The sequence below is a fragment of the Prosthecodimorpha staleyi genome, from assembly GCF_018729455.1.
Classification (GTDB): domain Bacteria; phylum Pseudomonadota; class Alphaproteobacteria; order Rhizobiales; family Ancalomicrobiaceae; genus Prosthecodimorpha; species Prosthecodimorpha staleyi.
In genome coordinates this window covers 422093-445980 of the sequence record NZ_JAHHZF010000001.1, presented here as the reverse complement: position 1 = coordinate 445980, position 23888 = coordinate 422093, and the positions used below count along the sequence as shown (strand labels likewise).

General features: G+C 68.6%; 21 protein-coding genes. 7 read left to right on the top strand and 14 right to left on the bottom strand.

Features of this window, described 5'->3' with window-relative positions; genetic code table 11:
• Positions 1-114: 114 nt before the first annotated feature.
• The gene (locus KL771_RS01885; protein WP_261966863.1) at positions 115-558 is read left to right on the top strand and encodes a Fur family transcriptional regulator; all 444 of its coding nucleotides are present in this window, start codon (positions 115-117) and stop codon (positions 556-558) included.
• Positions 559-930: 372 nt separating this feature from the next.
• On the opposite strand, the gene grxD is transcribed toward KL771_RS01885, so the two are convergent.
• From grxD to purL, 3 genes are all read right to left on the bottom strand, one after another.
• A complete protein-coding gene (gene grxD / locus KL771_RS01880; RefSeq protein ID WP_054361513.1) occupies positions 931-1266 on the bottom strand; it encodes a Grx4 family monothiol glutaredoxin in 336 nt (111 codons plus the stop codon).
• 93 nt (positions 1267-1359) lie between these two features.
• Complete coding sequence (locus KL771_RS01875) at positions 1360-1596, bottom strand: BolA family protein (RefSeq protein ID WP_261966862.1); 237 nt, start codon at positions 1594-1596, stop codon at positions 1360-1362.
• A 36-nt stretch (positions 1597-1632) separates the two neighbouring features.
• Entirely contained in the window at positions 1633-3843 is a 2211-nt protein-coding gene (gene purL / locus KL771_RS01870) for a phosphoribosylformylglycinamidine synthase subunit PurL (RefSeq protein WP_261966861.1), read from the bottom strand.
• A gap of 146 nt (positions 3844-3989) precedes the next feature.
• On the opposite strand from purL, the gene KL771_RS01865 reads away from it, so the two are divergent.
• Positions 3990-4589: a Uma2 family endonuclease gene (locus KL771_RS01865; protein WP_390866506.1), complete on the top strand. Its 600-nt coding sequence runs from the start codon at positions 3990-3992 to the stop codon at positions 4587-4589.
• Between the two features lie 51 nt (positions 4590-4640).
• On the opposite strand, the gene purQ is transcribed toward KL771_RS01865, so the two are convergent.
• The 3 genes from purQ to purC form a co-directional block, all read right to left on the bottom strand.
• Positions 4641-5333: a phosphoribosylformylglycinamidine synthase subunit PurQ gene (purQ, locus tag KL771_RS01860; RefSeq protein WP_261966859.1), complete on the bottom strand. Its 693-nt coding sequence runs from the start codon at positions 5331-5333 to the stop codon at positions 4641-4643.
• Between the two features lie 13 nt (positions 5334-5346).
• The gene (purS, locus tag KL771_RS01855; protein WP_054361517.1) at positions 5347-5586 is read right to left on the bottom strand and encodes a phosphoribosylformylglycinamidine synthase subunit PurS; all 240 of its coding nucleotides are present in this window, start codon (positions 5584-5586) and stop codon (positions 5347-5349) included.
• A 267-nt stretch (positions 5587-5853) separates the two neighbouring features.
• Positions 5854-6651 (bottom strand): phosphoribosylaminoimidazolesuccinocarboxamide synthase, encoded by a 798-nt coding sequence (gene purC / locus KL771_RS01850; protein WP_261967078.1) that lies wholly within the window; start codon positions 6649-6651, stop codon positions 5854-5856.
• Positions 6652-7014: 363 nt separating this feature from the next.
• On the opposite strand from purC, the gene KL771_RS01845 reads away from it, so the two are divergent.
• On the top strand, positions 7015-7335 hold the full coding sequence (locus tag KL771_RS01845) for a DUF1476 domain-containing protein (protein ID WP_261966858.1): 321 nt from the start codon (positions 7015-7017) through the stop codon (positions 7333-7335).
• Positions 7336-7637: 302 nt separating this feature from the next.
• Complete coding sequence (locus KL771_RS01840) at positions 7638-8411, top strand: HpcH/HpaI aldolase family protein (protein ID WP_261966857.1); 774 nt, start codon at positions 7638-7640, stop codon at positions 8409-8411.
• 92 nt (positions 8412-8503) lie between these two features.
• Here the strand turns inward: KL771_RS01840 and KL771_RS01835 are convergent, their stop codons facing one another.
• From KL771_RS01835 to KL771_RS01820, 4 genes are all read right to left on the bottom strand, one after another.
• Positions 8504-9247 (bottom strand): metallophosphoesterase family protein, encoded by a 744-nt coding sequence (locus tag KL771_RS01835; RefSeq protein WP_261966856.1) that lies wholly within the window; start codon positions 9245-9247, stop codon positions 8504-8506.
• A gap of 68 nt (positions 9248-9315) precedes the next feature.
• Positions 9316-9663, bottom strand: a complete 348-nt coding sequence (locus KL771_RS01830) for a low affinity iron permease family protein (RefSeq protein WP_054361522.1) — start codon at positions 9661-9663, stop codon at positions 9316-9318.
• A 284-nt stretch (positions 9664-9947) separates the two neighbouring features.
• The gene (gene purB, locus KL771_RS01825) at positions 9948-11276 is read right to left on the bottom strand and encodes an adenylosuccinate lyase (RefSeq protein WP_054361523.1); all 1329 of its coding nucleotides are present in this window, start codon (positions 11274-11276) and stop codon (positions 9948-9950) included.
• A gap of 141 nt (positions 11277-11417) precedes the next feature.
• Complete coding sequence (locus tag KL771_RS01820) at positions 11418-12386, bottom strand: DUF2259 domain-containing protein (protein WP_261966855.1); 969 nt, start codon at positions 12384-12386, stop codon at positions 11418-11420.
• A 214-nt stretch (positions 12387-12600) separates the two neighbouring features.
• On the opposite strand from KL771_RS01820, the gene KL771_RS01815 reads away from it, so the two are divergent.
• Together KL771_RS01815 and KL771_RS01810 are read left to right on the top strand one after the other, a co-directional pair.
• Positions 12601-13845 carry an NAD(P)/FAD-dependent oxidoreductase gene (locus tag KL771_RS01815; protein WP_261966854.1) on the top strand — a complete coding sequence of 415 codons (1245 nt, stop codon included), beginning with the start codon at positions 12601-12603 and terminating at the stop codon, positions 13843-13845.
• Positions 13846-13852: 7 nt separating this feature from the next.
• Complete coding sequence (locus KL771_RS01810; RefSeq protein ID WP_261966853.1) at positions 13853-14701, top strand: hypothetical protein; 849 nt, start codon at positions 13853-13855, stop codon at positions 14699-14701.
• A gap of 88 nt (positions 14702-14789) precedes the next feature.
• Here the strand turns inward: KL771_RS01810 and KL771_RS01805 are convergent, their stop codons facing one another.
• On the bottom strand, positions 14790-15269 hold the full coding sequence (locus KL771_RS01805) for an Lrp/AsnC family transcriptional regulator (protein ID WP_140942111.1): 480 nt from the start codon (positions 15267-15269) through the stop codon (positions 14790-14792).
• Positions 15270-15563: 294 nt separating this feature from the next.
• Here KL771_RS01805 and KL771_RS01800 point away from each other — a divergent pair, with 294 nt between their 5' ends.
• Positions 15564-19049, top strand: a complete 3486-nt coding sequence (locus KL771_RS01800) for an indolepyruvate ferredoxin oxidoreductase family protein (protein WP_261966852.1) — start codon at positions 15564-15566, stop codon at positions 19047-19049.
• A gap of 67 nt (positions 19050-19116) precedes the next feature.
• Here KL771_RS01800 and KL771_RS01795 read toward each other — a convergent pair whose 3' ends face one another.
• The 3 genes from KL771_RS01795 to KL771_RS01785 all read right to left on the bottom strand — a co-directional run bounded on the left by KL771_RS01795 (position 19117) and on the right by KL771_RS01785 (position 23854).
• Positions 19117-20826: a methyl-accepting chemotaxis protein gene (locus KL771_RS01795; protein WP_261966851.1), complete on the bottom strand. Its 1710-nt coding sequence runs from the start codon at positions 20824-20826 to the stop codon at positions 19117-19119.
• 327 nt (positions 20827-21153) lie between these two features.
• On the bottom strand, positions 21154-22200 hold the full coding sequence (locus KL771_RS01790; protein WP_261966850.1) for a P1 family peptidase: 1047 nt from the start codon (positions 22198-22200) through the stop codon (positions 21154-21156).
• Between the two features lie 421 nt (positions 22201-22621).
• A complete protein-coding gene (locus KL771_RS01785) occupies positions 22622-23854 on the bottom strand; it encodes an MFS transporter (RefSeq protein WP_261966849.1) in 1233 nt (410 codons plus the stop codon).
• Positions 23855-23888 lie beyond the last annotated feature (34 nt).

Sequence of the window (23888 nt, the reverse complement as noted above, 5' to 3'; positions counted from 1 at the left end):
GGTCCCCTGCATCTCGGCGATACCGCCTCGGTCGGACATGCGATATGGTCCGCCCGCAACCTGCGGGGCCGGCAGCCGGTCGGCGCTGCGGACTGCAGAGTATCAGGGGACGACATGGCACGACCGCGATCCGGGACCGACGAGGCGGTGATGACGATCCTGCGCGGTTCGCCGACGCCGCTGACCGCCTATCAGGTGCTGGATGCGCTCCGGCCACAGGGCGTGCAGTCGCCGCCGGTCGTCTATCGCGCGCTGGAGCGGTTGGAGCGGGACGGGCGCATTCATCGGCTCGAACAGATGAATGCCTATTTCGCCTGCCACGGCCATCACGGTGCGGCTCCGGCCATCATCGCGATCTGCCGGCAATGCCGCAAGGTCGAGGAATGGGATAGTGCCGCCACCGTCGAGGCCCTCGGCACCCGGGCGGCGGAGGCCGGCTTCAGAACGGAATCGCGCATGGTCGAAGTCCGCGGTCTCTGCCGGGCCTGTGCCGCCGCCGAAGACGGCACGGACGCGCCGGCCGCATCCGCCTGCGGACACGACCATCACCACGGTTGACCGGCCCGCGAAGTCACGGCGGGCCTCCCGCCTGCAGTTCCGGCCTTCAGACTTCCCGGAGGTTCCGGCATCCAGCCCCCCTCATCCGGCCTTCGGCCCCCTTCTCCCCGCAAGGGGGAGAAGGGAAAGGCGCCGCGGGATCGGTGGTCGGCGACGGATATGGGCTTGCGATGGCCTCCCCCTTCGCCCCCTGAAGGGGGGAGAAGGTGCCCGAAGGGCGGATGAGGGGGGCGATGCGGCCGCGGTCCGGTGAGGCTGCGGCGCGCGCCCCGGATCGCGCAAGGCAGGCTTGGCCAGGACCTCGGACGACCGGCCTGGGAGCGAGCCGGTGGGCGCAATCGGGCGACCGGCGCAGGCGATCGCTCGCAGAGATCAGGCGGTCTCGCGCACCTGCAGGCCGCGGCTCTTCAGGTGGGACTGGAGTTCGCCGGCCTGGAACATCTCGCGGACGATATCGGCGCCGCCGATGAACTCGCCCTTGACGTAGAGCTGCGGGATGGTCGGCCAGTTGGAATAGTCCTTGATGCCCTGGCGCAGCTCGTTGGAGGCGAGCACGTTGATGCCCTTGTAGGGCACGCCGAGATAGTCGAGGATCTGCACGACCTGGCCCGAGAAGCCGCACATCGGCATCTGCGGCGTGCCCTTCATGAAGAGCACCACGTCGTTGGACTGAACCTCGGTGTCGATCATCGCATGGGTATCGGTCATCTGCGTCTCCTCGCCCGGGTCAAGGTCGGGCGGCTGTCGTGAGGTCGGATCGTTCGTGGACGGGCTGCCGTCCGGTTCAGGCTTCCGTCCGGTTCAGGCTTCCGGGGCGCTGGTCTGCAGCGCCAGGGCATGCAACTGGCCGCCCATCTTGCCCTTGAGGGCCTGGTAGACCATCTGGTGCTGCTGGACCCGCGATTTGCCCGCGAAGCTCGCCGAGACGACCTCGGCGGCATAGTGGTCGCCGTCGCCGGCGAGATCGCGGATCGTCACGGTCGCGTCCGGCAGCGCGGCACGAATCATGGTTTCGATCTCGCGGGCGTCCATCGCCATTCCGGTATCCTCCTTCGATGACGGCCGCCGGCCCCCTCAGGCCGCGGCCATGAAGCGCGGGAACCAATCTTCGTGCCGTTTCACGAGCATATCAACGGAAATGGCAATCCGGTCCGCAATCGTCAACTCATTGCCGCCGACCGTGCCGATCATGGTCGCCGGAACGCCGCCCATCGCGGCCTGGACCAGGATATGGGCCGCCTCGCCGGCGCTCGCGGTCAGGAGGTAGCGGGCCTGGTCCTCGCCGAACAGGAAGGCGTGCAGCGGCACGGCGCTGCGCTCCGGCGCGGCAATGCGGCAGCCGCGGCCCGAGGCCATGGCCATCTCGGCCAGACCGACCGCCAGACCGCCGTCCGACAGGTCGTGCACGGCGCCGACGCGACCGTCCACGATCAGCCTGCGGACGAAGTCGCCGTTGCGCTTCTCTACCGCGAGATCGACCGGCGGCGGCGCACCGTCCTCGCGGCCGAAGAGTTCGCGCAGGTAGATCGACTGGCCGAGCCAACCGGCTGTGTCGCCGACCAGGATCACGGTGTCGCCATCCTGGCGGAAGCCGATGCCGACGCTGCGCGAGACATCGGCCAGCAGGCCGACGCCGCCGATCGCCGGGGTCGGCAGGATGGCCTGGCCGTTGGTCTCGTTGTAGAGGCTGACATTGCCCGACACGATCGGGAAATCGAGCGCCCGGCAAGCCTCGCCGAGACCCTGGATGGCGCCGACGAACTGGCCCATGATCTCCGGCTTTTCGGGATTGCCGAAATTTAGGTTGTCGGTGACGGCGAGCGGGGTCGCGCCGACGGCCGTCAGGTTGCGCCAGGCCTCCGCGATCGCCTGCTTGCTGCCCTCGAAGGGATCGGCCTCGACATAGCGCGGGGTCACGTCGCAGGTGAAGGCGAGCCCCTTGCCGGATCCTTCGACTCGCACCACGCCGGCATCGCCGCCCGGATGCTGGATCGTGTTGCCCTGGATGAAATGGTCGTACTGCTCGACCACCCAGCGCCGCGACGAGAGGTCCGGCGAGCCGATCAGGCTCAGCAGCGCCTCGTTCCAGTCGGCCGGTGCCTCGGTCTCCGAAGCCGCGATCGCGGCGGGCTTGGCCGGTGCGATCCAGGGGCGGTCATATTCGGGAGCCTGATCGCCGAGGTCCTTGATCGGCAGATCGGCCATCACCTCGCCCTGGTGCCTGACGACGAAGCGCAGCGTGTCGGTGGTGTGGCCGACGACCGCGAAGTCGAGGCCCCACTTGCGGAACACCGCCGAGGCCTCGGCCTCCTTCTCCGGATGCAGCACCATGAGCATGCGCTCCTGGCTCTCGGAGAGCATCATCTCGTAGGCGGTCATGCCCGGCTCGCGGCAGGGCACCTTGTCGAGGTCGAGCTCCAGCCCGAGATCGCCCTTGGCGCCCATTTCCACGGCCGAGCAGGTCAGGCCGGCCGCTCCCATGTCCTGGATGGCGATGACCGCGCCGGTCTGCATCAGTTCCAGGCAGGCTTCGAGCAGCAGCTTCTCGGAGAAGGGGTCGCCGACCTGCACGGTCGGGCGCTTCTCCTCGGAATTGTCGTCGAACTCGGCCGAGGCCATCGAGGCACCGTGGATGCCGTCGCGGCCGGTCTTGGAGCCGAGATAGACGACCGGCATGCCGATGCCCTCGGCCTTGGACAGGAAGATGCCGTCGGCCTTGGCGAGCCCGGCCGCAAAGGCGTTGACGAGGCAGTTGCCGTTGTAGCGGGGATGGAAATTGACCTCGCCGCCGACGGTCGGCACGCCGAAGGAATTGCCGTAGCCGCCGACGCCGGCGACCACGCCGTTGACGATATGGCGGGTGCGCGGATGGTCCGGCGCGCCGAAGCGCAGCGCGTTCATGGCGGCGATCGGACGTGCGCCCATGGTGAACACGTCGCGCAGGATGCCGCCGACGCCGGTCGCCGCGCCCTGGTAGGGTTCGATATAGGACGGGTGGTTGTGGCTCTCCATCTTGAAGACCACCACGTCGCCGTCGCCGATATCGACCACGCCGGCATTCTCGCCCGGGCCGACCAGCACGCGCGGCCCGGTCGTCGGCAGGGTCTTCAGCCATTTCTTGGAGGACTTGTACGAGCAGTGCTCGTTCCACATGGCCGAGAAGATGCCGAGCTCGGTCAGCGTCGGCTCGCGTCCGATCAGATCCAGGATGCGCTGATACTCGTCCGGCTTCAGCCCGTGATCGCGCACCAGTTCGGGGGTGATCTTGATGTCGTTCGGAATCATGAGAAACGATCTCTGCGGCCGCGGCGGCCCTTAGCCGTTCACATAATGGGTCGCGGCATCGAGGTAAACCTTTCGGCGCGGTTCCGGGCGCATCCGGGCTTCGGAGCGCGGCCTTTTCCGTGGTATCGTTGCCTGAGAGGTGCCGCATGGACACGCCGCAACGCCGACGTCGCCCGGATCGGTGGTCGCTCCACGAGTTCCAGGAAATGGAGCTCAACGCGCCGCCCAACGAAAAGTGGGAGCTGATCGACGGGATCATCCACAAGATGATGACCGGCGGCTCGCTGGCGCATAACGAGATCGTGGTCAATCTTGCCGTCGTGCTGCGGTCCGAACTCCAGGCCAGGAGTTCGACATGCCGCGTCTACACCACGAATGTGCCCGTCGTGTCCGAAGCGATCGACATGTCGGTCTGTCCGGACATCGCGGTGCGCTGCGGGCCGCGCGTTCTCGACCAGAAGGAGATGACCGATCCGGTCCTCCTGGTCGAGGTCCTGTCGCGCAGCACCGGCGAAAAGGATCGCTACGACAAGGCGGAAGCCTATTTCCGCGTTCCGACCGTGCAGCATTACCTGCTCGTCGCGCAGGATCGGATGGACTTGACGGTGCTGACGCGTGGCGAGGCCGATTGGATGCGGACACGCTTCCACGCGCCCGAGGACGTGGCCGAGATCGCCACGCTCGGCGTCTCGCTGACGCTCGCCGAAATCTACGAGAATGTGAAAGAAATCGTCGGGCCCTACTGAGGGACCCGACGGAATGGGCAACCGCCCGGCGGATGCCGCGGCGGATCGCGCTCAGGCGGCGACGGCGCGGACCAGGCTGTCGAAAATGCCGCGGCCCTCGGTGCAGCCGTGCAGCGGCTCCACGAAATCCTCCGGATGCGGCATCATGCCGAGGACGTTGCCGCGCTCGTTGAGGATGCCGGCGATGTGGTTGAGCGAGCCGTTCGGATCGGCCGCCATGGTGGTCTCGCCGGCCGCGTCGCAATAGCGGAACACGACCCGGCCTTCGCCTTCGAGGCGGGCGACCGCCTCGGCATCGGCGAAATAGTTGCCCTCGCCATGGGCGATCGGGTTGCGGATCACCGCGCCGGCCGCATAGGCGTTGGAGAAGGCGGTTTCGGCATTGTCGACGCGCAGGCGCACCACCTTGCAGGCGAATTTGAGCGAGGCGTTGCGCAGGAGCGCGCCCGGCAGCAGGCCCGCCTCGGTCAGGATCTGGAAGCCGTTGCAGACGCCGATGACATAGCCGCCGCGCGCGGCATGGCGCTGGATCGCGTCCATGATCGGCGCGCGCGCCGCGATGGCTCCGCAGCGCAGATAGTCGCCATAGGAGAAGCCGCCCGGCACGGCGACGACATCGACATCCGGCAGTTCGGTTTCGGCGTGCCAGATCATGTGCGGCTTGACCCCGGAGGCGAGTTCCAGGGCCTTGGCCATGTCGCGTTCGCGATTGATGCCGGGGAAGACGACGACGGCGGACTTCATGGCGATGCCTCCGTCAGGCGAGTTCGATGCGATAGGTCTCGATCACCGTATTGGCGATGAGCTTCTGGCACATGGCATCGAGATCGCGGCGGGCGGCGTCCGCATCGGCCGTGGCGAGTTCGATCTCGATCACCTTGCCCTGGCGGACATCCTCGACCCCGGAAAAGCCCAGGCTCGACAGCGCACCCTGGATCGCCTTGCCCTGCGGATCGAGAACGCCGTTCTTGAGCATGACGGTGATGCGGGCTTTCATGGAGCGGATCCTTCGACTGGGGCGGGCCGGCGCGGCATGGCTCGTGGGATATGCGCGCGGCCCCGACCGAAGCGGCCCGTAGCATGCCGGCATCCGGCGAGGCAAGCGCCGCACCGCGCCGCGGGCCGACTTCCCGAGCGCGGCCGCGTCGTGCGGAAGGGTGGACGCGCAGCGGCGGTCGATGCCGATGCCGGTCGGGAAACGAAAGAGGCGGCGCCATTCGCGCCGCCTCGATCCGTGCCGGGCGTTCGATTCACGAGAAATCGACTACTGGACCAGGGTCGGGCCCGCGGTCTGGTTGCGCTCGTTGTCGTTCAGGATGCCGAGACGGCGCGCGACCTCCTGATAGGCTTCGAGCATGCCGCCCAAATCGCGGCGGAAGCGGTCCTTGTCGAGCTTTTCGCCGGAGCTCTGGTCCCAGAGCCGGCAGGAATCCGGCGAGATCTCGTCGGCGAGCACGATGCGCATCATGTCGCCTTCCCAGAGCCGGCCGAACTCGATCTTGAAGTCGACGAGGCGGATGCCGACGCCGAGGAACAGGCCGGACAGGAAGTCGTTGACGCGAATCGCCAGCGCCATGATGTCGTCGATGTCCTGCGGGCTCGCCCAGCCGAACGCCGTGATGTGTTCCTCGGAGACCATCGGGTCGCCGAGCTCGTCGTTCTTGTAATAGAACTCGATGATCGAGCGCGGCAGGGCGGTCCCTTCCGGGATGCCGAGACGGGTCGACAGCGAACCGGCGGCGACATTGCGCACGACCACTTCGAGCGGCACGATCTCGACTTCGCGGATCAGCTGCTCGCGCATGTTCAGACGCTTGATGAAATGCGTCGGAACGCCCAGCGAGTTCAGCTGCGTGAAGATGAACTCCGAAATCCGGTTGTTGAGGACGCCCTTTCCGTCGATGACCGCGTGCTTCTTGTTGTTGAACGCGGTCGCGTCGTCCTTGAAGTGCTGGATGAGCGTGCCCGGCTCGGGCCCTTCATAGAGGATCTTGGCCTTGCCTTCATAGATGCGACGACGACGACTCATGGGGACGTACCGTGGTCTCTCGAGAAAATCCATACCGAATGAGATCTCCGTTCGGTGCAGGCGCTGGTCTTGCGCGCGGTGGCCCGACTTCCACAGTGTCGATCGAGCCTCGCGTGGTTGCACCTCTGCGAAGTACGACGCGCGGGCGGATGGAATCTCCAACCGGTCCCGCGCGCACATGGGCGCACACTACCCGATCGGCTCCAGAACCACAATGTTCACCTCCGAAGCAGTGGCAGCACACCCGCTATCCGGAGACGGCGCGGCGATCAGACTTTTTCCTGCCCCCCGCTTAATCCGCGCCACGTTGATCTTATCTGTCAGGGAGGCTATCCAAGCCGCAACCGCTGCCCCTTATCTGGGGTGTGGGCCGCGATGTTTCCAGGAGAGACGGACATGACGACCTTTGACCGCCGTGAAGAGGGCTTCGAGAAGAAGTTCGCGCACGACGAGGAACTTCGGTTCAAGGCCACTGCCCGCCGCAACAAGCTTATCGGACTGTGGGCCGCCGGACATCTTGGCCTCTCCGGTGAGAAGGCCGAGGAATATGCCCGCGAGGTGGTTCGCGCCGATTTCGACGAACCCGGCGAGGAGGACGTGTTCCGCAAGATCCGCGCCGATCTCGACGCCGCCAAGATCGAACAGTCCGATCACCAGATCCGGCGCCAGATGGACGAACTGATGGCCGTCGCCGTCGAGCAGATCCGGGCCGGCTGACCATTCGGTCCGATCACCGTCAGCAAACCCGCCGGTCCAGCCGGCGGGTTTTTTTGCATGCCGTCCATCCCCTCCCATATCGGTCGACGCGCTTGCCGCGACCGGGCCGGGCACCCTACCATCCGCCCGAACGGACGACTTCGGCTTCGGGTCGGAGATCCGCACACGATTGGCATGGCGGAAGTCGCGTACCAGCGGGTCGGGAACACCGACATCGGGTGCGGGGGCCGGATCGTCCGGGTCGAAGGCATCCCTTTCGAAAAGAGCATGAACGCCGGTCGACCGGCGTCGGAGGAAGCAGCATGGCGTCGAAGTCCCTCATCGAAACCGTCCGCGCGGGCGAAACCGTCTATCTCGGCTGGGTCGGCAATCCGGACCCGCTGGTCGCCGAGACGATCGCCCGGGGCGGATTCGGCGCCGTCAATCTGGACATGCAGCATGGGCTGCACGATCCGGTCTCGGTGATGCGCGCGATCGGCTCGGTCTCGGCCGCCGGCGTGCCGGTCATCGTGCGCGTGCCGGTCGGCGATTTCGCCATGGCCAGCCGGGCGCTCGACATGGGCGCGCAGGCGGTGATCGCCCCGATGGTCAATACGGTCGCGGATGCCCGCGCCTTCGCGGACGCCATGAAATATCCCCCCATCGGCAAGCGCAGCTGGGGGCCGACCCGGGCCATGATGCTGACCGGGGACGCCAGCGCGGCGGCCTATCTGCAGCGCGCCAACGGCGAGACCCTGTCGCTCGCCATGATCGAGACGCGCGAGGCGCTCGACAATCTGGAGGCGATTCTCGATGTCGACGGCATCGACGGCATCTTCGTCGGCCCGTCCGACCTGTCGCTGACCCTCTCCAACGGCCAGGTGGTCGACGGCGATGCCGCCTTCCTGGACGAGCCGATCCGCCACATCCTCAAGGTGACCCAGGCCAAGGGCAAGGTGCCGGCGATCTTCACGGTCTCCGGCGTGCGCGCCCGCGCGATGGCGGATCTCGGCTACCGGATCATCGCGGTCGGTCTCGATGCGCTCTACCTGCGCGAGGGCGTCCGCCGCATGCTCGAACCGACGCTGGACCGCTGACGCCGGACTGCCGAGACGGGTGCCGGATGGCCGCGCGCGATCCGGCCCCGCGCCGGGCGTGACCCGCATCGGTCCCGCGCCGCCCGTCGCGGTCAGCCGGCGATCCAGCCGGTCGCCAGAGCCTCGGCCCAGTCCGGGCGCCCGGCGCGACGGGCGAGGGCGGCGGCCTGGTCCCAGTCATATTCGAGGACCCGGAAGGTGGCGCACCACTCGCCCTCGCGGCCGCGCTCGATGATGGCGTAGCGCGCATGCGGGCTGCCGACCGCCATGGCGTGCGGAACCGGCGTCTCGTCGCGATAGGCCGGCAGGCCGACGCTGCCCGGGTTGACCACGGTGCGCCCGGTCGGCAGCCGGTAGATGCCGGGGCGGTGGCTGTGGCCGCAGGCGATCAGCGTCGCCATGATGCCGCCGAGCCGCCGGTCGATCTCGTCGCCGCCCGCGCCGATCGGGCCGAGGGCCGTCACGGTCTCGACCAGATAGCTGTCGTCCGATGTCGGCGTGCCGTGGCAGAGCAGGATCTCGCCCTCGACGCGCAGGCTGGCCGGAAGGGTGCCGAGCCAGTCGCGATGCCCGTCGTCGATCCGGTCATGGGCGAAGCGGTCGGACGGACCCATCGCGTCGGCGGCCTGTTCGAGCAGATGCCGGTCGTGATTGCCGCGGACCGTCACCCAGCCGAGATCGATCAGCTGGTCCGCCGTCTCGGCCGGCAGCAGCGGGCCGGACAGGCAGTCGCCGAGATTGACGACCAGATCGGGCGCCGTGTCGGCCAGATCGGCGATCACCGCCTCGAGGGCGAGGGCATTGCCATGGATGTCGGCGATGAGGGCGAGGCGCAAGCGGGGCTCCGGATCGGCGAGGGGGCAGGGCTGCCGCCGGCAACAGGGGCCGACGACAGCCCTGCATATCAGGCCGCGTCCCGGCTGGGCAGCGCCGGGGCGTCATGGGCGGCCCGGGCCGCGCGCAGTTCGGCCAGCATGTCGCGGTTCAGCCGCTCCATGCTGCGCAGCCGCTCCTGCATCTCCTCGATGGTCCGGTTGCCGGTGTTCTGGAGCAGGAAGACCATCAGGAAGGTGCAGATGGTCGTGCCGGTATTGATGACCAGCTGCCAGGTATCCGAAAAATCGAAGACCGGGCCGGTCACTGCCCAAATCACGACCAGCGCGAGCGCGGCCGTGAAGGCATAGGGGTGACCGAGATGGATCGAGATCCACTCGGCCAGCAGTTCGAAGCGGTTGGTGAGGAACTTGGTCATGGCTCTCTCCCTGCGACCGGCCGCCGGCGGCGACGCGAGGGAGGCCGAGCGGGTCAGCCTTCGATGCGGCGCCGGGGCGGCACGGTCTGTCGACTGTCGCTGGACATGACGGGTTTCCGGGTTGCTGCGGCGTCGTGCGCCGCTGGTGGGCATGTGCGCCCTCGCAGACGAAAAGGCAAGCCGCGCGAACGGCTTGCCGCGATCATCACGGCGTGAGCGCCGGGTCAGGCGCCTGTCACGTCGGGACCGTCAGTGCCCAGCCGCAGCCGGGTCGCCAGTCCGGTCTAGGCCCGTCCGAAGACGCGCCGGAAGATCGTGTCGACATGCTTCAGGTGATAGCCGAGATCGAACTTCTCGCGGATCTCCGCCTCCGACAGGGCGGCGCGGACATCCGGGTCGGCGAGCAGTTCCTCCAGGAAGTCGACGCTGGCGCTGCCGTCGCGCTGGTAGCTGTCCCAGACCTTCATGGCGTTGCGCTGGACCAGCCGGTAGGACTCCTCGCGGCTGACGCCGGCTTGGGTCAGGGCGAGCAGGATGCGCTGCGAATGCACCAGGCCGCCGAGCCGGTCCATGTTCATGGCCATGCGCTCGGGATAGACGACCAGCTTGTCGATCACCCCGGTCAGCCGGGCGAGCGCGAAATCGAGCGTCACGGTCGCATCCGGGCCGATCATGCGCTCGACCGAGGAATGCGAGATGTCGCGCTCGTGCCAGAGGGCGACATTCTCCATCGCCGGCATCGCGTAGGCGCGCACCATGCGGGCGAGCCCGGTCAGGTTCTCGGTCAGGACCGGGTTGCGCTTGTGCGGCATGGCCGAGGAGCCCTTCTGGCCGGGCGAGAAATACTCCTCCGCCTCCAGGACCTCGGTGCGCTGAAGGTGGCGGACCTCGATCGCCAGTCGCTCGACCGAGGAGGCGACCACGCCGAGCACGGCGAAGAACATGGCGTGCCGGTCGCGCGGGATGACCTGGGTCGAGACCGGCTCGACGGCGAGGCCCATCTTCTCCGCGACATGCTCTTCGACGCGCGGGTCGATATTGGCGAAGGTGCCGACCGCACCGGAGATCGCGCAGGTGGCGACCTCGTGGCGGGCGAAGACCAGCCGCTGCCGGGCGCGGGTGAATTCGGCATAGGCCTCGGCGAGCTTCAGCCCGAAGGTGACCGGCTCGGCATGGATGCCGTGCGAGCGGCCGATGGTCGGGGTCAGCTTGTGCTCGAAGGCGCGCCGTTCGATCGCCTTGAGGAGTTGGTCTACGTCGGCGATCAGGATGTCGGCGGCGCGCACCAGCTGCACGGCGAAGCAGGTGTCGAGCACGTCCGAGGAGGTCATGCCCTGGTGCACGAAGCGCGCCTCCGGCCCGACGATCTCGGCCAGATGCGTCAGGAAGGCGATCACGTCATGCTTGGTGACGCGCTCGATCTCGTCGATCCGCGCCACGTCGAACTGCGCCGGCCCGCCCAGCTCCCAGACCCGCCTGGCGGCTTCCTTCGGCACCACGCCGAGTTCGGCGAGCGCGTCGGTCGCATGCGCTTCGATCTCGAACCAGATGCGGAAGCGCGCCTGCGGCTCCCAGACGGCGACCATCTCGGGACGGGAATAGCGGGGGATCATGGGAAGCCTCGGAATGTCGGGAAATCGGCCGAGGGCTTAGCAGAGGGGGGCGCGTGGCTCAACCGGAATGGGTTGCGGCGGCCGATCGGTTTGGCGATCGGATGGGGGATTGCGGTAATCGGTTCTCTTAAAAATGCTGGCTCACTGACCGTCGGCGGCCGGCGCCGGATCGGTAGCCGCCGGTGCCGGTGTCGCCGTCGGGGCCGCCGGCTTCGGCTTTTTCGGCTTGGGCTTCTTGGGCGGCTTGGGTTTGGCGGGCGGCTTGGAGCCGGCCGGCGCGGCGGCGATCCCCGGGACCGGGGCGGGCCCCGACCCGGCCGCCGGCGTGCCCCCGTCCGGCGCGGCGATCGCCTTGCCGGCCTGCGGGTTCTTGTCGAAGCTCGCGGCGATGCCGATGTAGCGGCGCTCGCCGCCGCCGAAGCCGAAGCGGTAGACGCTGACGATCACGATCAGGACCGGGCCGCGGCCGTCGCGCGGATAGACGATCACGTCGGACAGGCCGTAGCCCTTCGGGCAGCCGCGGCTCGGCGGCAGGTCCTTGTCTTCGTGCAGGATGCGGATCGGCTGGCCCTGGGCGTCCTCGAGCTGAAGCACGAAGCCGCGCAGCTCGTTGCCGAAATTGCAGCCCTGGCGGGTCAGCTGGTGTTCGGTCAGCCGCAGCCGGACGGTGCCGAGGCCGGGCGAGCGGGCGTCGTCCGGCACCGTGAAGGCGAGGAACCGCGCCGCGGCCTCGACCTTGTCGGCCGGATCGCTGAGGATCGTCTTGCCCTGGCGGCCGATGCCGAGGGCGACCAGCGTTGAGGAGGCCTGGTTGCGGGTCTGGCTGCGCGCCTGATCGAGCTTGGCCCAGTTCTGCTGCAGATGGGTGCGGAAAGGCGAGCCCGGCACCCATTCGTCGATGCGGTTGTCGATCACGTAGAGGTTGGAATAGGGGAAGTTCGACGCGTCCTGGACGCCGTATTCCTCGAAGGCGAAGTAGGTGCCGTCCGGCGAGAATCCGAGAATGTCGCGCCGTGCCGCGTCCGCCGCCCACACCGAACCGGCGGAGGGCGTCGCCAGGATGGCGATGAGCGCGATGGCGCGAAGCAGATTTTGGCACCGGGACGGCACGGACTTCCTTCCAGACGAGTCGGTTCGCAACCGGCATCTTTCATAGCAGGATGGCTGCGCCAAGAGGGCGCGGCAAGCCGGCAACCATGCTAGAGACGGTGCGTCTCTTCGGAATCACAATCGCGGTGCTGGGCCGAAGGGGTGCGCCGGCGGTATCGCCGGAGCGCGGCTTGCGCTATCTGGCGACACCGGTGAACGTCTCCAAGGGTTCCTCATGAGCGATGTGATTGTCCTCGGTGCCGGCATGGTCGGCGTCTCCGCCGCCTTGCACCTGGCCATGAAGGGCCGATCGGTGGTGCTGGTCGACCGCCGCGAGCCGGGCGAGGAGACCAGCTACGGTAATACCGGCATCGTCCAGCGTGAGGGCTATATCCCGGTCACCATCCCGAAGGATCCGCGCGCACTGCTGCGCTATGCGCTCAACCGGGCGCCGGAGGCGAACTATCACCTGTCGCACCTGCCCAAGGTCGCCGGCTGGCTGATGCAGCTCTGGTCGCGCTCCAATGTGGCCGGCATCGAGGCCTATGCGGCCGACAACGAATTGCTCTGCCGCCATGCGGTCGACGAACATCGCGCACTGGCGGCGGCCGCGGGCGCGGAGCGGTACTTCCGGCAGACCGGCTGGATCCGGCTCTATCGCAGCCTAGCGAGCTTTGCCGGTGCGGCCAAGCTGTTCGAATTGTGCGACCGCTACGGCGTCGCCTACCGGGTCATGGATGCCGACGGCCTGGCCGAGATCGAGCCGCATCTGGCGCGCATCATGCACAAGGCGGCGATCTGGCCGGAAACCGACAGCGTGTCCTGGCCGGCCGGCGTCACCAAGGCCTATGCGGCCCGCTTCCAGGCGCTTGGCGGCCGCTTCGTGCATGGCGACGCACGCTCGCTGACGCGGACGGGGGACGGCTGGTCGGTCGAAGCCGGCGGCGAGACGATCACGGCGCGCGAGGTCGTCGTCGCGCTCGGCCCCTGGACCGGCGATGTCCTGGCACCGCTCGGGCTGAAATTCCCGCTCCTGGCCAAGCGCGGCTATCACATGCATTTCGGCGCGACCGGCAATGCGGTGCTGAACCACCCGATCGTCGATGTCGAGCACGGCTTCTGCCTGACCCCGATGGAGAAGGGCATCCGGCTGACCACCGCGGTCGAATTCGCCGACCGCGACGCGCCGCCGACCCCGCGCCAGCTCGAACAGTTAAAGCCGATCGCCCGGGCCCTGTTCCCGCTCGCCGAGGAGCGCGACGAGACGCCCTGGCTCGGCCGGCGGCCCGCCCTGCCGGATTCGCTGCCGGTGATCGGACGGGCGCCGGGCATTCCGGGGATGTGGCTCGATTTCGGCCATGGCCATCTGGGCTTCACGCAGGGACCGATCTCGGGCAGGCTGATCGCCGAGGCAATGACCGGCCAGACGCCGCTCGTCGACCTCCGCCCCTTCCGGGCCGAACGCTTCTTCGGAGGTTGAGCGCGGCATGTCGCGCGGTTTCGCCTGGTCCATCATCGCGATCATCGCCGCTGCGGGGCTGGCGGGCTGGCTACTCTATGGGCCGGTCGCGCGCCAGAGCGCGCTCGGCGTGTTCCTGCTGGTCGGCGCTGTTCTGCTGCTGTTCCTGGCGCTCGGCCTCACGACCGACGGCGGCCCGGGGCCGGCCGAGCCGGCCGGCCCGAAGCGCAAGGCGAAAACGGCGGAAACGGCCGGCGATGCGCTGCCGGGCGACGTAGCGGGCATCCGGGTGGTGGTTTCGGAGCGTGGCATCTCAGTGCCCTTCCAGGCCGGCTGGCGCGATTTCGCCGGCTATCCCGAATTCGTCATCGATCCCGACTTTCCGGCCGGTGCGCTCGAACTGGAACTGGTCGAGCCGGCGCATGCCTCCTTCGGGGTAATCGGCCAGCGCGGCGTCGTGTTCCGCGACGACGGCTCGCTCAGGCTCGACATCGACGGAGTCGCGACGGACTTCGACGATCTGGCTGCCCTGTTCGCCTCGCCGCAGCGGGCCGATCTCGGCCGCGAGCGGCACACCGGCCTGTTCCTGGAACTGTTCGGCCATGTCTATGCGATCGACCCCTCCGGCGGCCTGGTGCCGGCCTCCGACGGATCCGGCGACCGGCCCGGCCGGCTGGTCGATATCCTGACGGCCGCAGTCCACAGCGGCGATCGCGCCCGCTTCGAGAGCCGCACCAGCCCGGGCCGCGTCTTCGGCGTCATCGGCGGGCGCCCGGTCCGAGTCGGCGAGGACGGCACCGTGGAGTGGATCCGCTCCGACGGTGTGGTGATCTTCCCGAGCCTGCTCGCCGCCCGCACCGCCATCACGGCGTCCTGACCCAAGTCGGCCGAGGCCGTCCACGCCTTCAAAGCGCGGGGCCGTTGCTGTCACAGGACGGACGGAACCATCCGTCCCGATCGCACGCTTAAGGTTCGCGCAGCGGCAGGCTCGGCGTGTCCTTGACGGTCGCCACGACGATGCGCGACTGCACGTCCGACACCAGCTGCGAATTCAGCAGCTTCATGCGCAGGAAGTCGTCATAGGCCTTGATGTCGTCGGCGACGACCTTGATCATGTAATCGACGGCGCCCGTTATTCTCTCGCAAAGAACCACTTCCGGCCATCGGTTCACCATCCGGTCGAACTCCTGCATGTTCTCGGTCGACGGCAGGGCGAGCTTGACGAAGGTGTAGGAGGCGAAGCCGAGGCCGACCTTCTCGCGGTCGACCAGCGCGGCGGTGCGCCGGATCACGCCGGCCTCCTTCAGGCGCTTGATCCGGCGCCAGCAGGGCGTCTGGCTCATCCCGGCCCGGTTCGCCACATCGGCCACCGAAAGCGAGGCGTCCTCCTGCAGGACGCGCAGGATTCGAATGTCCCCGGCGTCGAGTGAAATTTGATCGGTCATCGGCGATTCCTGGAAGAATTCGTTCGATCAGATCGGTCCAACCGGGGAAATAGCACGGAAATCGCCGGAAAGCCGGACCATAATTCCTCCTACATGCGGGACTTTTCGGCACCGCCTGCCCGATCCGGCGGCATCGCCGTGGGGCGGGCGCGGCCGAGACGGGAACGCAAACGGTGCCGTCCGCGTCGGATGGACGGAAGCCGAGGTTCGGGGCTCTTGCTCCGGCGGCACCGGCAAGAGGCGTTGCGGGCACGATGCGGTCCGGTCGACCCATCGGGCTTCGGGAGGGGTTCGATGACGGAAGCGGTCAGGGCGATCACGCTCGACGACAAGTATGCGCTGGAAAGCGGCCGGGCCTACATGACCGGCATCCAGGCGCTGGTACGCCTGCCGCTCGACCGCATCCGGTTCGACCGGCGCGCCGGGCTCGACACGGCCGGCTTCATCTCCGGCTATCGCGGCTCGCCGCTCGGCGGCTACGACCAGCAACTGACCGGTGCGCGCCGCCTGCTCGGCGCCCACAACGTGGTCTTCACCCCTGGCGTCAACGAGGAACTCGCCGCCACCGCCGTCTGGGGCACCCAGAAGGTCGGGCTGGCCGGCCAGGGTTCCAAGCATGACGGCGTCTTCGGCATCTGGTACGGCAAGGCGCCCGGCGTCGACCGCTGCGGCGACGTGTTCCGCCACGCCAATGCCTCCGGAACGGACCGGCACGGCGGCTGCCTGGCGATTGCCGGCGACGACCATCTCGCCAAGTCCTCGACCGTCGCCTGCCAGTCCGAATTCCATTTCGCCGACCTGGAGATCCCGGTTCTCAACCCGGCCGACCTGCAGGACGTGCTCGATTTCGGCCTGCACGGGCTGGAGCTGTCGCGCTATTCCGGCCTCTGGGTCTCGCTGATCGCGCTCGCCGACACGATGGATTCCTCCGGCATCGTCGACGTCGATCCCGCCCGGCTGAAGCTGCTTCGCCCGCGCGACCTGATGGATCCGCGCGACGGCGGCGACTTCAACAAGCCGATCCTGCTCAAGACGCGGCTCGAAAACGAAGCCTCCGTGCGCGAGATCCGGCTGCCGGCCGCCAAGGCCTATGTCCGGGCGAACGGGCTCGACGGCATCCGCTTCGGCTCGCCGCGCCCGCGCATCGGCCTGGTCGCGACCGGCAAGGCCTATCGCGACCTGCGCCAGGCGCTCGACCTGCTCGGCATCGACGACGCGCGCGCCACCCGGATGGGGCTCGCCATCTACAAGGTTGCGATGAGCTGGCCGATCGAACCGATCGGCATCGCCAATTTCGCCAAGTCGCTGGAAACGCTGGTGGTGGTCGAGCACAAGCGGCCGCTGATGGAAGCCCAGATCAAGGACCTGCTCTACAACTGGCCGGACCATCGGCGTCCCCAAATCTGGGGCAAGACCACGCCGAAGGGCGAGCCCTTCCTGTCGTCGATCCGCGATCTCTCCGCCGCCGAGATGGTGCCGGCGCTGATGTCGGTGCTGCCGGGCGCGGCCGAGGATGCGGAGATGCGCGCGGTCGCCGACCGCATGGTGCAGCAGTCCATGTGGGCGCAGGGCCACGCCACCGACGCCAAGCGCTCGCCCTATTTCTGCTCCGGCTGCCCGCATTCGAGCTCGACCAAGGTGCCGGATGGCGCCCGCGCGATGCCGGGCATCGGCTGCCACGCCATGACCGAGGTCGCCGAGCGGACCACCGAGGGCCTGGTCGCCATGGGCGGGGAGGGCGTGCCGTGGGTCGGCGCGCATCATTTCGCCAGGGACGGGCACATGTTCGCCAATCTCGGTGACGGCACCTTCTACCATTCCGGCAGCCTCGCCATCCGCCAGGCGGTCGCCGCCAGGGTGCCGATCACCTACAAGATCCTGTTCAACGACGCCGTCGCCATGACCGGCGGCCAGCCCCATGACGGCCCGCTCACCGTGCCGAAGATCGTCGCCCTGGTGGCGGCCGAAGGCGTCGAGCGGATCGTCGTGGTCAGCGACCATCCCGAACAGCTGTCCGCCCGGTCGGACCTGCGCGGCGTGCCGGTGCACCATCGCGACGACCTCCTGACCGTCGAGCGCGAGCTGCAGGGCTACAAGGGCGTGTCCGTGCTGGTCTACGACCAGACCTGCGCGGCCGAGAAGCGGCGCCGGCGCAAGAAGGGCAGCATCGCCGACCCGGCCCGACGCCTGTTCGTCAACGACCGCGTCTGCGAAGACTGCGGCGACTGTTCGGTGCAGTCCAACTGCGTCTCGGTCGAGCCGGTCGCGACCGATTTCGGCCGCAAGCGCAAAATCAATCAGTCGAGCTGCAACAAGGACTATTCCTGCGTCAACGGCTTCTGCCCGTCCTTCGTCTGGGTGGAAGGCGGCGCCGTCCGGCGCGCGCCGAAGACCGGGCCGGATTCGGCGACGCTCGCCGCCGCGCTGCCGGTGCCGGTCCAGGCCGGCCTGGAGCGGACGCTGAACCTGCTCGTCACCGGCATCGGCGGCATGGGAGTGACCACGGTCGGCGCCGTGCTGGCCGTCGCCGCCCATCTCGACGGGTTGAACACGCTGACGCTCGACATGACCGGCCTCGCCCAGAAGGGCGGCCCCGTCACCTCCTTCGTCCGTTTCGCTCCCGGCGGCACGGCGATCGAGGGTCCGCGCGTGCCGACCGCCGCGCTCGACGTGCTGATCGCCTCCGACATGCTGGTCGCGGCCGGCGCCGAGACGCTGACGGTGATGTCGCAGGCGCGCACCGCCACGGTTGCCAACACCCGTGTCGCCCCGACGGCCGAATTCGTGCTGCGCCAGGTGCAGTCCTTCGAGGCGGCGCGGCTGTCACGGACGCTCGCCGAGGCCTCGCGCAACTATGCCGAGTTCAATGCCGCCGGCCTGGCCGAGAAGCTGTTCGGCGACGCCATTTACGCCAACATGATGCTGGTCGGCGCCGCGCTGCAGAAGGGGCTGCTGCCGGTCACGCTGGCCGCGCTCGAAAATGCCATCCGGCTCAACGGCGCCTCTGTCGCCCCCAACCTGCAGGCGCTCCATGCCGGCCGTCTGATCGCGGTCGATCCGGCCGCGGTCCTGGCCCTGGTCGAGCCGGATGCGGTCCTGCCGGAGCGCAGCCTCGACGAGCGCATTGCGTTCCTCGCCGAGGAACTGACCCGCTACCAGGATGCCGCCTATGCGGCGCGCTACCGCGACCAGGTCGCGGCGGTGCGCGATGCCGAGGCCCGCGCCATGGGGCCGGGCGTCGAGCGGCTGGCCTGGGCGGCGGCGGAAAATCTCTACAAGGTCATGGCGATCAAGGACGAATACGAGGTCGCCAGGCTCTATGCCGACCCGGCCTTCAAGGCCAAGCTCGCCGAGCAGTTCGAGGGGGTCGAGAAGGTCCGCGTCATGCTCGCCCCGCCGCTCCTCGCCCGGCACGACCCGGCGACCGGGCGGCCGCGCAAGATCGCCTTCGGCCCCTGGGTGTTCGGCGCCTTCCGGCTGCTCGCCGGCCTGAAGGGCCTGCGCGGCAGTGTCTTCGACCCGTTCGCCCGCACCGGCGAACGCCGTTCGGAGCGCGCCTTGCGCGAGGGCTATGCGGCCGACCTGCAACGGCTCGCCCGCGACCTGACGCCGGCCAACCATGGACTGGCGGTCGAGATCGCCCGCGTGCCCGAGACCGTGAAAGGGTACGGCCCGGTCAAGGAAGCCAACATGGCGCGGGCCGCCAAGCGGCGCGAAGGGCTGGTCGAACGCTTCGCCGCCGGTCCCGCGGCGCGCCCGGTCCTGGTGGCGGCCGAGTAGGCCGGCGGAAGACGCAAAAGCCCGGCCGGAGAACCGGCCGGGCTGCAGACGCGTTGGGTGGTCGGCGTCAGGCCGCGCTGCGCTGCCTGTCCCGGCGCTGGCGCACCTCCTCGGTGATCACCTTCAGGAAGCCGTCCACCGTGCTGCCCAGGCGCCCGGCGACGGCCGCCAGGTCATCCGAGACGCGCTTGACTTCCGCGGCGGCGGTCTCGGTCTCGCTGGCCGCTCCACGCAGTCCGCCGACGCTGTTGGCGACTTCGGCCGAACCGCGCGAAGTCTCGGTAATATTGGCAGCGATCTCGCGCGTCGCACGATCCTGTTCGCCGACCGAGGCGGCAATGGACGCCGTCAGGTCCGTCACGCCGTCGATGGTTCCGGCAATCTCCTGGACCGATCCCTCGGTGGCATGGGCGGCCGTCTGGATGGCCTCGACCCGGCGTGCGATGTCGCCGGTGGCCTTCGCGGTCTGTTCGGCGAGCGACTTGACCTCGGAGGCGACCACCGCGAAACCGCGGCCGGCCGTGCCGGCGCGGGCGGCTTCGATGGTGGCGTTGAGGGCGAGCAGATTGGTCTGGTCCGCGATGGTCCGGATCATCTCGACCACGGTGCCGATCTCCTCGGCGGTCGCGGCGAGGGCGGCCATGTCGGCATTGGTCCGGCTGGCCACGGCGGCGACCTTCGCGACCATCGCGGAGGCCCGGTTGGCGCGGTCGGCGATGTCGGCGATCGAGGTTCCCATCTCCTCGGTCGCGGCCGTGATCGTCTCGATATTGGCCGACGCCCGGCTGGAGGCGCGGGCCGCGGTATCGGCCTGGCTGGCGGTCAACCCCGCGACGCTGCGCAGCGAGGCGGCGGAGCCGTCCATCGAGCGGGTGCCGTTGGACAGCTGCTCGATCGCCGTGCTCACGTCCCGGCGGAAGTCGAGAATGATCCGCTCCAACTCGCGGCTCTGCGCGTCGTGCTTGGTCTCTTCCTGCCGCGCGCTCGTCTCCAGCCGCTCCCGATCGAGCATCGTGTTGCGGAAGAACTGCACGGCCCGTGCCATGGCGCCGATCTCGTCGGGGCGGTCGGCATGGCTAATGTCCATCGAGGTATCGCCCTCCGCAAGGCGGCGCATCTGGGCGGTCATGGAGGCGATCGGCCGGCTGATGCGGCGGTCCGCCACCAGAACCATGATGCCGGCGATCAGGACCGCGAAGGCGAGGCCGATCCACTTGCTGGCATCGCCGATCGCGACTGCGTGTTCGGTATCGGCATGCACTTCTTCGTTCGCGGCTTCGACCAGGTTGCTGACCTGCTCCATCTCCTCTTCGAGCACCTTGAAGGCACGATCGAATTCGGGCAGCCGGGCCGTCAGGCTGGCGAGATCGCCGCGACGGGCATTCTCGATCAGGACGCCGGCCGTCGCCACATAGGCCTGCAAAGCCGGCTTGACCTTGGCGGCGGCCGCACGCGCCTTGGCGCCGAGTTCCACGGTTTCCAGTTTCGCCAGACGGGAGGCGAAGATCTCCTCGTAGGACTTCAGGTCGGCCTGCACCTCGGCGAGCATCGCCGCATCCTTGGTGCTGGCCGCATAATAGGAGCGATAGACGGCCGCCAGGATCGAATCATGCGCCATGTCGGCATCGGTCTGCTGCCGCAGGGCCGTGATGCCGTCCTCCGTCCGCCGTGCCGCCTCCCGATACTCTCCGGCCAGGAAGAAGATGATGCCGGACAGCGTAGCGGCGACCAGAAAGGAGGCTGCATTCAAACCGAGGATGATCTGGCGCAATTGCATGATACGAGAACTCCCGTCTTGGGATCGAGATCTGAAATCCGATGTCGTACCGATCTGCGGCCACGCCATCGCTTCGGAACCGAGACGGACGCGTACGCCTACCCCTCGCGGCATGCGATCGACGGTGCGAAAGGTCCCGATCTGCAGGCCTCTGCAAAGCCATAGACAACCGACATTTCAGATGATGCGGTTCAACTCTGAATAAAAACTCAATAAACTACTTTCGAAATCGTCTTGGTGATTCAAAAACGTTATGGAAACTGCAGATTTCTGGCCTCGCTCCCGCCGAGCGCGGCCAGTGTTCGCCTCGTCGCCAGGCGGCGGGCGTCAGCCGGCCGAAAACTTGACCCGCCAGGCCGGCACCAAGTCGCCGGCAGTGTGCCGGGCCTCGTAGACGCCGCGGGCGATGGCGCGCGCCAGCACGTCGGCGGCGGCGATGCCGAGGTCGACGAAGTCCGCGATCGGCTCCGCCCGCCGGATGCGTCCCGTCGACAGGGCGAAGACCAGATCGCCGTCGAAGGGCGTGTGGGCCGGATAGATCGCCCGCGCCATGCCGTCATGGGCCATGATGGCCAGACGCTTCGCCTCCGCCTTGGTCAGGATGGCGTCGGTTGCGATCAGCGCGATGGTGGTGTTGCCGCCGAGGCTCGGATCGGCGGCAGCCATGCCGGCGTCGTCGCGGATCGCACCCTTCAGGCGCGCCATGGTGGCGTCGGGCGGGAACGGGCTCGGATATCCGAAGCCGCCGAATTCGCTGTCGATCTCGTGGGCGGCCGCCCAGAAATGCCCGGTATCGCCGATGGTGACGCTGCCGACGGCGTTGACCGCGACCAGCGCGCCGACCGTAATCCCGGAAGGCAGGCGCAGGCTCGCCGAACCGAGGCCGCCCTTGAGGGTCGCGGTGGTGGCGCCGAGGCCGGCGCCGGTCGATCCGACGGTCGGCGGATCGACGGTCGCCGCCGCGGCGGCGCGGTAGCCGAGATCGCGATAGGGCGGATACCGGCCCCAATCCTTGTTGCCGCCGTTGAGCAGGTCGAACAGGATCGCGGCCGAGACGATCGGCACGGAAACCGGGCCGATAGCGAAGCCGCGCCCCTGCTCACGCAGAAAGGCCTGAACGCCGGAGGCGGCGTCGAGGCCGAAGGCGGAGCCGCCCGACAGGACGATGGCGTCGACCCGGTCGACGGTCTGGTCCGGAGCCAGCAGATCGGTATCGCGCGTGCCCGGTGCGCCGCCCATCACGTGCACCGACGCGATCGCCGGCTCCTCCGGAATGACGACGGTGACGCCGGACTTGAGGCGGATGTCGCCGGCATTGCCGACGGAGAGGCCGGCAACGTCGACGATGGTATTGGTGGGACCGGGCTGGGACATCGGGCTCATCGATCTGTGCCGGCCTGAGCCGGCAGGCCGCCAGGGGAGCGCGCAGCCGGATCGGTGCCCCGCACCATCCGGCCGGCCGGGGACCCGCATCGCCTCGGGGCGTTCAACGGATCGGCTCGAATCTTATCATCCGGCCACGATAGCAGCCTTTGGGCGCTTGCCCACCCCCGGGCGCGGCCCCACCCGCCGGGGGCTGGGCAGCCTGCGGCTCTGCAGGCTGCTGCGTCGCGCCGGTCCGGGGGCGATCGGGACGGGCGGCCCCGGCGGACCCGGGCGGACCCGGGACCATGGCCAACCCGCGCCGCGACGGCCGGAGCAGCATCCGATCCGACGCGAGCACTCGATGCCTTCCTTTTCATTGCCGGCGCTGGCCTTTCCCGCTCGCTGCGGGGCGCCGCGATCGGGCCTTGCTTCAGCCGAGGGCCGCGGCGGCCGGTTTGCGCCACCCGGTTGCCAGAAGCGCCCCGACGGCGACAGCCAGCGGCAGGAAGGAGACCCAAAGGACCGTGTCCCAGCCGTAGATGGTCAGGAGCCCCCCGGACGACAGCGAGCCGATCGCCATCGTCCCGAACACGACGAAGTCGTTGAGCGACTGGACCCGCGTCTTCTCCTCCGGGCGGTGACATTCAAGCACCAGGGCGGACGCGCCGATGAAGCCGAAGTTCCAGCCCAGGCCGAGCAGGATCAGGCTCAGCCAGAAATGGGCGACATCGATCCCGGCGAGCCCGACCATGGCCGCCACGGCCGTCAGGGCGAGACCGGCGGCGACCACGCGCGGCGCGCCGAAGCGGCTGATCAGCGGACCGGTGAAGAAACTCGGTGCATACATGGCGATGACGTGCCACTGCAGGCCGAGATTGGCATCCTCCTGGGACAGCCCGCAAAGGCGCATGGCGAGCGGCGCGGCGGTCATGATGAAATTCATCAGCAGGTAGGAGACGACGCCGCAGACGACCGCGGTCACGAAGCGCGGCTGGCGCGCGATCTCGCCGAGCGGACGGCCGCCGGCGACCTCGCCGGGCGTCGGCGCCGGCAGGCGGACGCCCATCAGGACCAGCGCCGACAGAGCCGCCACGGCGGCCTGGGCGAGATAGGTGGCAGCGAACAGAAAGGGCGGCCAGAGGTTCATCGTATGGGTGACGAGCTGCGGGCCGAGCACGCCCGCGAAGACCCCGCCGGCCATGACGAAGGACAGCGCGCGCGGCCGCCGAGCCGGCGCAACGCCGTCGGTGGCTGCGAACCGGAACGAGAGCACCACCGCCGCATAGGCGCCGCCGAAGAAGGTCGCGCAGCAGAAGAGCCAGAACGAGCCGAGGATGACCGCCAGCGCCGAGAGCAGTCCGACCAGAACGCCGCAGCCGGTTCCCGACAGGAAGGCGACCCGCCGGCCGTAGCGTTGCGCGATCCGGCCGGCCGGCAGGGTGCAGGCGGCCATGCCGATCACGAAGACTGAGATCGGCAGGGTCGCCAACGCAGGGCTCGGTGCCAGCATGTTGCCGATAATCGCGCCGGTAGCATAGACGACCACCGCGTTGGCGCCGGCGAGGGCCTGTGCGACCGTCAGCCGGATCACATTGCCGCGTTCTCGCGCCAAGGCGTCGGTGGCCTCGTCGGCGAATGACGGGCTGGTTCCCGCGTGCGACATGAAATCCTCAAATGACGGCATCTATGGAATGGGC